The 12,157-nt window shown below is 75.8% G+C and carries 7 protein-coding genes and 1 pseudogene; 3 read left to right on the top strand and 5 right to left on the bottom strand.

All coding sequences use genetic code 11. The features are described 5' to 3' along the window. Window positions 1–2: 2 nt before the first annotated feature. Window positions 3–701 carry an SGNH/GDSL hydrolase family protein gene (locus tag ABZ321_RS44780; protein ID WP_344502410.1) on the bottom strand — a complete coding sequence of 233 codons (699 nt, stop codon included), beginning with the start codon at window positions 699–701 and terminating at the stop codon, window positions 3–5. A 64-nt stretch (window positions 702–765) separates the two neighbouring features. On the opposite strand from ABZ321_RS44780, the gene ABZ321_RS44775 reads away from it, so the two are divergent. The 3 genes from ABZ321_RS44775 to ABZ321_RS44765 are packed head-to-tail and all read left to right on the top strand — an operon-like array spanning window position 766 to window position 3,816. Beyond that, window positions 766–1,878, top strand: a complete 1,113-nt coding sequence (locus ABZ321_RS44775; RefSeq protein WP_354902043.1) for an alpha-hydroxy acid oxidase — start codon at window positions 766–768, stop codon at window positions 1,876–1,878. Further along, window positions 1,879–3,153, top strand: coding sequence for a PLP-dependent aminotransferase family protein (locus ABZ321_RS44770; RefSeq protein ID WP_354902041.1), 1,275 nt, complete (start codon window positions 1,879–1,881; stop codon window positions 3,151–3,153). Between the two features lie 12 nt (window positions 3,154–3,165). Then, complete coding sequence (locus ABZ321_RS44765; protein ID WP_354902039.1) at window positions 3,166–3,816, top strand: 4'-phosphopantetheinyl transferase superfamily protein; 651 nt, start codon at window positions 3,166–3,168, stop codon at window positions 3,814–3,816. A gap of 61 nt (window positions 3,817–3,877) precedes the next feature. Here ABZ321_RS44765 and ABZ321_RS44760 read toward each other — a convergent pair whose 3' ends face one another. From ABZ321_RS44760 to ABZ321_RS44745, 4 genes and pseudogenes are all read right to left on the bottom strand, one after another. Beyond that, the gene (locus ABZ321_RS44760) at window positions 3,878–6,181 is read right to left on the bottom strand and encodes an NB-ARC domain-containing protein (protein WP_354902036.1); all 2,304 of its coding nucleotides are present in this window, start codon (window positions 6,179–6,181) and stop codon (window positions 3,878–3,880) included. 577 nt (window positions 6,182–6,758) lie between these two features. Then, window positions 6,759–9,773 (bottom strand): FtsX-like permease family protein, encoded by a 3,015-nt coding sequence (locus ABZ321_RS44755; protein WP_354902033.1) that lies wholly within the window; start codon window positions 9,771–9,773, stop codon window positions 6,759–6,761. A gap of 187 nt (window positions 9,774–9,960) precedes the next feature. After that, entirely contained in the window at window positions 9,961–10,686 is a 726-nt protein-coding gene (locus ABZ321_RS44750) for a hypothetical protein (protein WP_354902031.1), read from the bottom strand. 35 nt (window positions 10,687–10,721) lie between these two features. Then, window positions 10,722–12,157: pseudogene (locus ABZ321_RS44745) on the bottom strand (ABC transporter permease); the annotation flags it as partial.

The raw sequence follows: 12,157 nt of genomic DNA, 5'->3' as shown, positions 1-12,157 counted from the left end.
CTCTACGCTCCCTGGATCTCACGGGACAGGCGGCGGATCATCTCCGCCGCGGCGATGGCGTGGCTGCGACCGTTGCCGTGCAGCCCGTCCGCGCCGGTGAGGACCTCACCGAGGGCGATCGCCGGGTGCGTGGCGAGGTCGACGTGGATGGTGCCGAGCGTCGCGGCGAGCGCGGCGGTGCGGCGGCCGAGCAGCGTCATCCTGCGGGAGAACGCGGGGCCGAGCCACGCCGGCATCGACGGGTACTGCGGCATCACGAACAACGACACGGTCATGACCTGGGCGCCGGCGTCCTGCAGCGGGCGGACGATCGCGGTCAGCGTCGTGTCGACGGCGTCGGCGCGCGACTCGTAGCCGGGGCGCATCGCGTCGTTGGCGCCGCAGATGACCAGCGCCAGGTCCGGCCGGAACTCCAGCGCCGGGCCGAGCTGGGTGTCGAGGACCTCGGCGGCGCGCAGGTTGCGCCGGCCCAGGTTCAGGGACGCGAGGCCGGGGCGCTCGTGCAGCAGCTCCGCCCGCACCCGGTCGGGGAACGCGAGGGGATGGTAGCCGTCGACGGGGTCGATGAGGCCCTCCGCGACGCTGTCACCGAGGATCGCGAACCGGTGCCACGGGTGCCCCGCGAGGAGCGCGGTGGCCTCCCCGGCGGCGAGGCAGAACGGGTCGGATACTTCGGCGGTCAGCATGCTGTCGGTGCCCATGCAAGCCTTTCGGCTCCTGTCGGTCGTGGCGTGGTTCCGATAGGCTACCGCCTATGGAGCGCCGGTGACACGATCGAAGACCGGGCCGGTGTTGACCGCCTCCGACTATCAGCACCTCGCCCGGGAGCTCGTCGACGCGGACGTGTGGGACTTCATCGAGGGCGGCGCCGAGTCCGAGCGCACCCTGCGCGCCAACGTCAGCGCGTTCGACCGGCCGCGGCTGCGGCCCCGGGTCATGACCGACGTGTCCACAGTCGACACCGCCGTGTCGCTGTTCGGCGCCGGCCACCTGACCCCGATCGGCGTCGGGCCCACGGCGTATCACCGGCTCGTCAACCCCGAGGGCGAGGTCGCCACCGCGCGGGGTGCGAGCGCCGTCGGCGCGCTGTTCGTGGTGAGCGTCTTCGCCAGCAGGTCCCTCGAGGACATCGCGGCGGCGTCCGACGGTCGGCTGTGGCTGCACCTGTACTGGTTCCGCCGCCGCGAGGTGATGACGGGCCTGATCCGGCGGGCCGAGGACGCCGGCTACACGGCGCTGGTGCTCACCGTCGACGCGCCCCGCATCGGCCGGCGCTGGCGCGACATGCGCAACGGGTTCGCGATCGGCGGTGACGTCGCCGCCGTCAACATCGACGCGGCGGTCATGGCGCTCACCCACCACAGCGACGTCGGCCACTCCGCGATCGCCGACCACGCCGCCCAGTCCTTCGACGCCGCCGTCACCTGGGCCGACCTGGCCTGGCTGCGGTCGCAGACCAGGCTGCCGATCGTGCTCAAGGGCATCCTGACCGCGGAGGACGCGGCCCTGGCCGTCGAGCACGGCGCGGACGGGGTCGTGGTGTCCAACCACGGCGGCCGCCAGCTCGACGGCGCCGTCGCCAGCCTCGAGGCGCTGCCCGAGGTCGTCGACGCGGTCGCCGGCGCGATCCCGGTGCTGTTCGACGGCGGGGTCCGCCGCGGCACCGACGCGCTCGTCGCGCTCGCGCTCGGCGCCCGCATGGTGCTGCTCGGCCGGCCGCCGCTGTGGGGGCTCGCGGCCGGCGGCGCCGACGGGGTCGAAGGACTGCTGCGCACGACGACCGATGAGCTGGCGCACGCGATGGCGCTCGCCGGCCGCCCGCGCCTCGCCGACCTGGACCGGTCGGTGCTGCGGGCCCGACCTGGAGGCGAACTGTAGATGGTGGAGCTGTCCCGCGAGGCGTTGCACGTGTCGGTCTCCGACCCGGTGTCCACCTCGATGAACTTCCTCAACGAGGTCGCCGGCCGGTTCCCCGACGCGATCTCGCTCGCCGCGGGCCGCCCGTTCGACGAGTTCCACTCCGCCGCCGACGTCGACAAGCACCTGCAGGCGTACCTGACGCACCTGCGCGAGAGCGGCATCAGCGACGCGCAGAGCAGGGTGCTGCTCACCATGTACGGGCGGACCAACGGCCACATCGGCGGTCTCATCGCCCGCATGCTCGACGTCGACGAGGACATCCGGGTCCCGGACGAGGCCGTCATGGTGACCGCCGGCTGCCAGGAGGCGATGGTCATCGCGCTGCGCGGCCTGTGCGCGGGCCCCGGCGACGTCGTGCTCGCCGCCGAGCCCTGCTACGTCGGCTTCACCGGCGCCGCCCGGATCCTCGGCATCGACGTGGTGCCGGTGCCGGAGTCGCCCGACGGGCTGCGACCGTCGACGGTCCGTGAGGTCGCCGCGGCGGTACGGGCCGGCGGCCGCACCCCGAAGGCCCTGTACCTGGTGCCGAACTTCGCCAACCCGTCGGGTGTGTCGCTGCCGGTGGCGACCCGCCGGGCGCTGCTCGACGTCGCCGCCGAGGCCGACCTGCTGATCCTGGAGGACGACCCGTACGGTCTCTTCGGCCTCGACGACGAGCCCCGGCCCACGCTGAAGTCGCTGGACACCGACCAGCGGGTCATCTACCTCGGCTCGTTCGCCAAGTCGTACTTCCCGGGCGTGCGGGTCGGGTTCCTCGTCGCGGATCAGCCGGTCGTCGACGCCGCCGGGCGCCGCACCGTCCTCGCCGAGGAGCTGTCGACGGTGAAGAGCATGCTCACCGTCAACACCTCCGCCCTCTCCCAGGCCGTCGTCGGCGGCATGCTGCTGGACAGCGGCTTCAGCCTCCGCGGCGCCAACCAGGCGAAGATCCAGTTCTACCGGCAGAACCTGCGGACCCTCCTCGCCGCGCTGGAGCGGCACTTCAGCGGTGGGCCCGTGCGCTGGAACAGCCCGAGCGGCGGCTTCTTCGTCGTCGTCGACGTGCCGGTGGACGCCTCCGAGGAACTGCTGGAGGTCTCGGCCCGCGAGCACGGCGTGCTGTGGACCCCGATGCGCTTCTTCTACCTGGGCGACGGCGGCAGCCACGCGATCCGGCTGTCGTGCAGCGCCCTCGAACCGGCGCAGGTCGACGAGGGTGTACGGCGCTTCGCCGACTTCCTCGCCTCGGTCTGACCCGCCCCGATCGTGGACGCCGTCGACGTCTGGCTGGCCGACGCGCGGGTGCCGGAGTCGGCGCTGCCGGCCATGCTCGCGCTGCTCGACCCCGACGAGCGGCGCCGCCACGCGTCGATCGTGCACGCCATCGACCGCCGCCGGTTCATCGTCGCGCACGCCGTCACCCGTCGTCTCGTCGGCGCGGTCCTGGACGCCCCGCCGTCCGAGCTGCGCTGGTCCCACAACCCCAACGGCAAGCCGTCGCTGAGTGGCCCGTACACCGGCGTCGAGGTCAACCTGTCGCACTCCGGCGACCTCGTCATGGTCGCCGTGTCGCCGCACCGCCCCGTCGGGGTCGACCTGCAGCGGGTCGTGCCGGCCCTCGACTGCGCCGCGATGGCCCGGCGCTTCTACCCGCCCGCGGAGGCCGCCCTGGTGACGGGCGCCGACGGGCACGAACGCTTCGCCGAGCTGTGGGCCCGCAAGGAGTCCCTCGTCAAGGCGGCCGGCGCGCGGCTGACCCGGGGACTGGCCACGCCGGTCGCCGGGCCCGCCCCGGTGGTGGTCGACCACGACGGGCCGTTCCGGATCGCGGACCTCGTCGCTCCGGACGGGTTCCGGGCGGCGGTCGCCCTCGCTGGCGCGGCGCCGTTCGCCGTCACACAGCACACGGACGGCTGAGCGCCCTCGCGGGCGGCGGCGCCGTTCGCCGTCGCACGGCACACGGGCGGCTGAGAACCGGTCATGGCAGGCGGGACAGCAGGCCCTCGCCCCACGGGAAGTCGATGTCGCCGATCAGGGCGTCGGCGGTGGCGCGTTCGCGGACGGCGTCGTCGACCAGGCCCTGCGCGTTGAGGACGGCGGCGGCCCTGAGCCGCGCCTCGCCCTCGCGGATCCGGTCGCCGAGGCGGTGGTACCGGTCGGCGCTCTCCCGGTATCGGGAGACGGCGGTGTCGAGCTGGTCGCGTCGCTCGGCGACCTGGGCGAGGCCCTGCAGCGCTCCCGCGACCGCGGCACCGTTGCCGACGCGCTCGGCGAGGACGCGCATCTGCTCGAAGTGGCGTTCGGCGTCGTCCAGGCGGTCGTTCTGCTCGGCGGCCCACGCGACCTCCTGGTGGTAGTACGCCAGGAGGTAGTCGTCGCCGGCGCGGGTGGCGATGCCGGGGACCTCGGCGGTGATCGCGTCGGCCTCCTCGCGGCGCCCGGCGAACCGGTAGGCGAGGCCGAGCGCCAGCCGCACCCAGCCGCCCTGGACCGACTCACCCGGGGGAAGCAGTTCGCGGGCGCGTTCCATCATCGGCAGGCTCAGGTCGTGGCGGCGGAAGTTGTTGTACAGGGTGCCGAGCGCCGTTCGCACCTCGACCTCATCCTCGACGCGGCCCAGCTCGACGAACAGGTCCAGGGACTGCAGCAGCGCCGCCTCCGACTCGGCGAAGCGGTGCAGGTCGCGCAGCGCCTCGCCGCGCCGGCGGAAGGCCTGTGCGGTCTCCCGCTGGTCGCCGGCGGCCAGTGCCAGGGCTTCGTCGGCGGGTGGCAGCGCCCGCTGCACCTCTCCCGCGGTCGCCCACGCGTGCGACACCCCGCGCAGCGCCCGGGCCCGGGCCACCGGGTCACCGGCGGCGTCCGCGGCGGCGGTCCACACGGCGAGCCGGTCGAACGGGTCGATGATCTCCTGGTGTACGACGTCGACCAGCGCACTGACGGCGCCGTGCCGGCCGGTGCCGACCCCCTCGGCGAGGACCGCGGGGAGGCTCGCGCTGTCCGTCGCGGACCGGCCGGTCGCCAGCCACCGCAGCAGCCGCTCCGACGCGTCCGCGTGCTCGTCGCCGGTCAGGGTCTCGGTGGCGAACAGGCGCAGCAGGTCGTGCAGGTGAAACCGTTCGGGTCCGGGCGACTCGACGAGGAACGCGTCGACGAGCCGGTCCAGCGACGCCTCCGCCCGCGGCACGTCGACACCCGCCCGGGCGGCCGCCGCCTCGAGGGTGAACACCTGCCCCGGGTGCGATCCGGCCCGGCGGAACACCAGACGGTCCACTTCGGACAGTTCGGCGTACGCGGCCTGGAACGTCGACCGGACGGCGAGGTCGCCCTGGCGGAGCTCGTCGAGCCGGCGGTGCTCCCCGGCGAGCCGCTCGGCCAGCGCCGACGGCGTCCACTGTGGACGTGCCCGGAGCCGGCCGGCGACGATGAGGACCGCGAGGGGCAGCCCGGCGCACGCCTCGACGAGGGCCCGCGCGCCGTCGGGGTCGCTGTGGACGGTGTCGGCGCCGGCGACCCGTGCGAGCAGCTCGATCGCCGCGTCCTCGGGCAGCGCGGCAAGGGGCACCGAGTGCGCGTTGGCGACCCCGGTCAGCTGCCGCCGGCTGGTGACGATGGTCGCGCACCGCGCACCGCCGGGCAGGAGCGCGGCGACGTGGGCGGAGTCGCGGGCGTCGTCGAGCAGGACCAGCACCCCCCGGTCGGCCACCGCGGACCGGAACCGCGCGGCGAGCTCCTCCACCCCGCCGCGCCGCTCGTCCTCGGGCACGCCGAGCGCGGCCAGGAACCGGCCGAGGACCGCCTCGGGCGCGACCGGCTCCGCCGACGCACCGCGCAGCGTCGCGAACAGCTGCCCGTCCGGGAAGCTCGGCCGCAGCGCGTGCGCGGCCCCGAGCGCCAGCGACGTCTTGCCGGTGCCCGGCGCGGCGGCGAGCGTCACGACCGCCGACCCGCCGCTCAGGACCCGCACGATCTCGGCGACCTCGGCGTCACGCCCGAAGAGCGGGGTCGCCGCGGGCAGCTCGGCCGGAACCGGGTCGGGCACCGGGACCGGCGGCGGCTCGGGCGCCGGCAACGGCGGTGGCGGCGGCGTCTGGGCCGACTGCTGCCAGAACGCCAGACCCGCCCCGGCGACCCCGAGCACCCCGACGGCCGGCCACGCCAGCCAGGCCACCGCGTCGATCGGTGCCGGCAGGGTGCCACCGGTCGCCACGTTGACGGCGACGGCGAGGAGGACCGAGAACAGGCCGGACACGACCGCCAGCAGGATGCCCACCCGACTCCGCATGCAGGGATCTTCGCCGATACGCCGCCGCGCCACCAACCCGCCCCGGCACGGCGGCCCATCAATGCACGCGACCACCACCGACACACCTGGCCACGACAACCGCCCCTGGCACCTCACCCCACAACACGGACCACCCGGCGACGCCAGCGATCAGCAACCACCCATAGCAGCCCGCCTGACACCACACTCCACCCCACAATGCGGACCACCCGGCGACGCAAGCGATCGGCACCCAGCACTCGGCGACCAGCGACCAGCGACCAGCGACCAGCGACCAGCGATACCACCACATCCGACGAAGCGCGCGACCATCAACCAACACACCGGCCGCGGCAACCCGCCCACCACCACGCTCCACCCCACAGCGCGGACCATCCGGCAACCCGCCACGGCAACCCGCCCTGGCACCGCACTCCGCCTCAACAATGCGGACCGGACCACCCTGCGACGCGCGCGACCAGCAACCGACACACCAGCCACCGCGGCCCGTCCTGGCAGCACGCTCCATCCCATGACGCGGACAAGCCGGCGACGCACGCGGCTGCGGGCGGGGCGGCCCGGACCGCGCAGAGGGCGGTCAGGGGCGGGACGCGGCGACCGTGGGTGCGGCGGGCCGGGGGCGGGCGGCGGTGACGGCGACCGTCGTCAGCAGCGCCACCGCGAGCAGCCACGTCGACGGGACGAGGACGAGGCCCGGCCAGTGCGGCAGGGGTAAGCCCGGCATGTCCTCCCCGAACACGGGCAGCGCCCAGCCCGTCAGCCGCCACGCGATGAGGGCGGTGGCCAGGCCGAGGACGCCGGAGGTGGCGACCAGCACCGGGTACGTCCACAGCTGGGTCCGCGCGGCCGCCCTCCGGCTCAGGCCCTGGGCGCGCAGGGCGGCGAGGTCGGCGAGGCGTTCGCGGCGGTCGACGGCGATGACGAGGGCGAGGCCACCGGCGCCGAGGACGACGGCCAGGATGCCGGCCAGCACGTGGAACCAGACGGCGAGCGCGGGACCCTGCGCGGCGAGCCGCGCCTGGGCCGCGGAGACGCCGTTGTCGCCGGTGACGACGAGCCCCTGGGCGGTGAGCCGGGCGACGGCGTCGGGCGGGGCGGCGGCGCCGAGCCACACCTCGGGGCGTTTCGCCTCGCCGGCGTCGGTGGCGGCGCGGTCCGCGTACTCGAGGTCGACCAGCGTCCCCCGCGTGCCCAGCCGCGGCACGGCGGTGAGGCGGGCGGCGGCACGCACCGGGACGGGCAGGCCGTCGAGGCCCGCGACGCCGGTGCCGTCGGGCAGGGCGGCGGTCGTCACCACGGGCAGCGGCGCGGGGACGTCGGCGGCCTGCACCCAGGCGCCGTGCGGCAGGCCTTCGGGCGCGTCGAGGGTGACCCGGAGCCCGTCGGGCGCGGCGGTGAGCGTGGCACCGTCGGAGCGCCAGCGGGACGGGTCGGCGAGGTCGGCCCGGCCCGCGGCGACGTCGACCGGGTTGATGCTGCCGATGGCGCGGAGCACGACGGTGAGCTTCACGCCGGTGGCGGTCGTGTCGGGGGTGAGGTGCAGGCCCGCGACCCGGCACCCGTCGACGCAGACGGCCGAGCGCTGCTGGAAGGTGTACGGGCCGTCGTGCAGCACCCCGAAGCCGACGACGGCGGTGCCGCGGCCGGTGACCGACGACAGCACGACGCTGAAGCCGACCGGTTTCGCCGCGTCGGCGCCCTTGACGGTGACGTCGACGGACACGTCCTGCCCGGCGACGACGACGGGTGCCGGGGCGGCGGGCCGCAGCAGCCGGCCGGCGCCGGCCGCGTCGAGGTCGCCGTACTCGTCGCGCCAGGTGGCGACGGTCGCGAGGCGGGTCGCGTCGACGGCGAGCTTCGGTGCCTCCCCGGGGCCGCCGGCGGGCAGCTCGGCGACGGCCATCGCGTAGTCACCGGCCGGGTCCGCGGCGCGGACGGCGTGCAGCAGCTGCTGGCGGGTGAGCGGGGCGACGCTGAGCACGCGGGGCGCGCCGGTGCCGATCTGCGCGGCGAGGTCCCGGTCGCGGGCGGCGACGTCGGCGGCGGTGACCGCGTAGCCGAGCACGCCGACGGCCGCGACGAGCAGCAGGAGCAGCCGCTGCGCGCCCGGGCGGCGAGCCAGCTGAAACGCGGCGAGCGCGGCACCGAGCCGGCCCCTGCGCAACGCCCGGTCACCGGCGACCCGTGCGAGCGGGACGACGCCACGGGCGGCACCGACCGCCAGCGCGATGATCACGAGCGCGGGCGCGGCGAGGGCGACCCCGGACAGCGAGCCGCCGGTGAGGAACAGCTGCGCGGTGGCGGTCACGGCGAGCAGCCCGACGACGATCTCGGCGGTGACGAGCCGCCACCCGGTCAGCTGCGCCCGGACCCGCCGCATCAGGTCCGCGACGCCGCTGACGAGGTGCCGGCGCTGGGCGGCCAGCATCGCCACGACCGCGCCGAGCAGCGCCCACGGCGCCCACCGCAGCGCGTCGAGCCCGAGGACCGGCGGGTCGACGCCGGGGAACCGCCACGCGACGACGGCGGCGACGAGCAGCTGCCCGGCGACGCAACCGGCGACCCCACCGGCGAGGAGCGCGGCAAGGCTCTCACCGCTGGTCAGCCACCACCGCGTCCACCAGCGGGCGCCGCGCAGCGCGATGACGGCGAGCTCGGGTCGCCGGCCTTCGGTGCCGTACCCGGCGGCGATGAAGATGACGGCGTACGCGAGCAGCAGCAGCGGCGCCGCACCGACGGGAATGCTGCGGCGGGCGAGGTCGCGGCTGCGGTCGATCCGGTCGAGCAGCTGCGGGATCGCGGTGGTGAGGGTGAGCGCCCGGCCGAGGTTCTCCCCGCGGGCGTCGAGCCCGGCGAGGTCGCGGCGCAGGGCGGGCAGCCTCGCCTCGGTGATCGTGCCGGGGATGGCGGTCGCGTCGATGGAGACGTCGCTGGGCCCGTGCGACATGGTGCGGATCGTCTCGGCTCCGGTGAAGACCGGCTCGCCGGGGCGGGCGGTGTGGTCGAGCCGGAAGTACCCGTGGGCGCCCCAGTACTGCCCGTCGGGCTCGGGCGTGCGGTACGTCCCGGCGACGGTCAGCGGCGTGGCGTCGCCGTCCGCGACGTAGATGGGCCGGGTCGGGTCGGTGCTGATCACCGCGTACGTGAGGGTGATCAGGTCACCGGCGGCGAGGTGCAGCCGCTGGGCGGTCTGCTCCCCCACGACGACCTCACCGGCCGCGGCGAGGCACCGGCCGGTGACGATCGTCAGGTGGGCGCAGGCACCCTGCCGGTACAGCAGCCGCGACGCCACCCGAGGGTCCGGTTCGATCCCGATGGCGGCGAACTCCTCGGCGTACACCTGGGTGAACCCGGGCACCGCGACCAGCGCCCCACCGACGTCCGCGAACGAGACCCCGCCGGGCTCCCGCTGCTCGTTGACGGTGGCCTGGACCGTCAGCGACAGCTCGGCGGGGCTGGCCGTGGCCACCTGCCCGGCCACCACGGCACGGTCGACCGCCTGGAGGTAGGAGGGCGCGGCAACGGCCGCCGCGACCGCGAACATCGCCAGCAGCGCGAGCGTGACCGCCTGCCCCCGACGGGCACGCAACATGCCAAGCAACAACGACATCATCGCGACCAACCCCGATCAACGTGCCACGCATCAACCCGACGACCGACCGGCAACCCCGCCACCGACCAGCCCACCTGCCTGGTAACGCCAGAGGCGGCGAACGTCGCCGGCAACGGGACGACAACTCCCTGGCCAGGACTGCCCATCCCGGCCTTCGCCGACGGCGTCATCGCGACCCACCCTGGCGGGCCTGGCAGGCACCGGCCCGGCGAACGACCAGCGCGGGCAGCCACCGGAATCCGCCGAACACCACCACCGCGACCGCCACGGCACCGACGACCGCCGCGGGCAAGACCGTCCATCCTTCGCTGGACGACCGGCCCATCGCCCGGATCCCCAGCCACACGGCGACAGCAGCCTCGGACATCAACGACAGTGCGAGCACCACCGATAGCCCGACAGCCGCCGGCAACGCGACGACCACCGGCAACGCAAGGACTGCGCGCAACGCAAGGGCCGCCCGCAACGCAAGGGCCGCCGGCAGTTTGAGGGCCATGGGCTGCCCGACGTGAGCAGACGACATGCCCAGCAACGACGGCCTCATCGCGGCGAACCCCGATCGACCTCGGCGAACACCGAACCCCGGAACGACCCGCAGCCCCAACGGCCGCCGAACCGCGTCGACCACACCCGCCGAAGCCACCACCGCGTCCGCGACGGCCGCCGACAGCACCGGCACGAAAGGCCGGCCCACCGACCCGACGCCTGGTCGCACGCCGGCGACAGGCTGGAACATCGCCGGCAACGCGGGGACCGCAGGCAACGGGAGAGCCACCGGCAGCGCGAAGGCCACTGGCAGCGGGAGGGCCGCCGGCAGCGCGAAAAGCAGCGGCAGCGCGAAAAGCGGCGGCAGCGCGAAAAGCGGCGGCAGCGCGAAAAGCGGCGGTTGCACACGGCGGGTGGGCGGGGCGGGTCGCGACGGTGGTGTCATCGGGACGGGCCATCGGCGGTGTCGGGGGCGTTGAGGTGGCGGGTGAGCGGGAGTGCGGTCAGCCACCAGGACAGGCCGAGGACGCACAGGGCGACCGCCGCGGCGGCGGCCAGGGCCGGCGGCGGCAGGGCGGAAGGCGCCGGCATGACCTGCCAGTCGTCGACGAACGGGCGGCGGGGCGGGCCGGTGGCGAGCCGGGCGGCGACGGCGGCGAGCAGGCCGGTGGCGGCGCCGAGGACGAGGACGGCGGCGTAGCCCGCGCGGCCGGCGGTGACGGCGATGCCGGCGGGCAGGCCCTGCCGGCGCAGGGCGCGCAGCTCGGTGAGGCGCCGGCGCCGTTCGACGGCGACCGCGACGGCGAGCGCGGTCGCGGCGGCGAGGAGGCCGAGCGCGGCGGTGACCAGCTGCAGCCGGGCGGCGACGGCGGGGCCCTGGCCGACCAGCCGGTCGGCGCGGGCGGTGACGGTGTCGTCGGCGAGGACGACGAGGCCGGCGGTGGTGAGGGCGGCGACGACCGACGCGGGCGCGCCGGCGGTGAGCCACACCTCGGTGCGGCCGCCGGTGCCGCCGGTGCCGAGCCGCTGGGCGGCGTCGAGGTCGAGCAGGATGCCGGCGGTGCCGACGGCGGGCAGGACGCCGGTGGTGCCGGCGACGCGGACCGGGACGGCGCCGCTGCTGAACACTTCGACGGCCGGGTCGCCGAGCCGCCACGCCTCGGGTGCCTCGCCGGCGACGACGACGGGCAGCGGCAGGCCGGCGGCGATCGGGTAGGCGCTGCTGTCGCCCCGGTACGGCGCCGGTGCCTGCGCGAGCGTCAGGGTGCCCTGCCGGGCGACGACGGACATCGCGGGTCCCTTCGCCGCCGCCCGCCACAGCCTGGGGTCGCCGAGCGCGGCGCTGTCGAACACGGCCCGGTCCGCCTGCCGCAGCGCCTCGACGGTGAGCGCGTCGCCGGCGGCCGCGCGGACCAGGTCGAGGCGGGTGACGCGGCAACCCCCGGCGCAGCCTTCGACGGCGGCGGTGACCTCGTGCTCGCCAGCCGGGACGGGCTCGAACGTGACCGTGCCCAGTGCCCCGGTCGCGGTGTCCTGGAGGTGCACGGCCAGCGCCGCCGGCCGCTCCCCGGTGTTGCGGGCGCGCAGGACGAGCGGTCCGGCGGTCACGGCCACGGGGGAGCCGGCGGGCGGTGCGGCGAGCGCCGGCAGCGGACCATACGCGGTGCGCCACCGGGCGACGGCGGCGAGCCGGGACGCGTCCACGGCGAGGATCCGGGGGCGGCTGGTGTCGTCGACGACGGCGGCCATCGCATACCGGCCGGTCGGGTCGGCCTCCCGGGCCCGGCCAGCACCGCTACTTCCCGCCAGCAACGCCGCCACCGCCACCGACCCGAACAGGTCCACCGCTGCCGCCATCACTCCGGCGGCCGCCGCTG

The sequence above is a fragment of the Dactylosporangium sp. NPDC006015 genome (assembly GCF_040614215.1).
In the GTDB taxonomy this organism is placed as follows: domain Bacteria; phylum Actinomycetota; class Actinomycetes; order Mycobacteriales; family Micromonosporaceae; genus Dactylosporangium; species Dactylosporangium maewongense.
This window is presented reverse-complemented; position numbering and strand designations above follow the sequence as displayed.

Bases quoted from the DNA above. Each gene is read 5' to 3' on its own strand.
- ABZ321_RS44780 (WP_344502410.1), bottom strand. From the start codon at position 701: ATGGGCACCGACAGCATGCTGACCGCCGAAGTATCCGACCCGTTCTGC.
- ABZ321_RS44770 (WP_354902041.1), top strand. From the start codon at position 1,879: ATGGTGGAGCTGTCCCGCGAGGCGTTGCACGTGTCGGTCTCCGACCCG.
- ABZ321_RS44760 (WP_354902036.1), bottom strand. From the start codon at position 6,181: ATGCGGAGTCGGGTGGGCATCCTGCTGGCGGTCGTGTCCGGCCTGTTC.
- ABZ321_RS44755 (WP_354902033.1), bottom strand. From the start codon at position 9,773: ATGTTGCGTGCCCGTCGGGGGCAGGCGGTCACGCTCGCGCTGCTGGCG.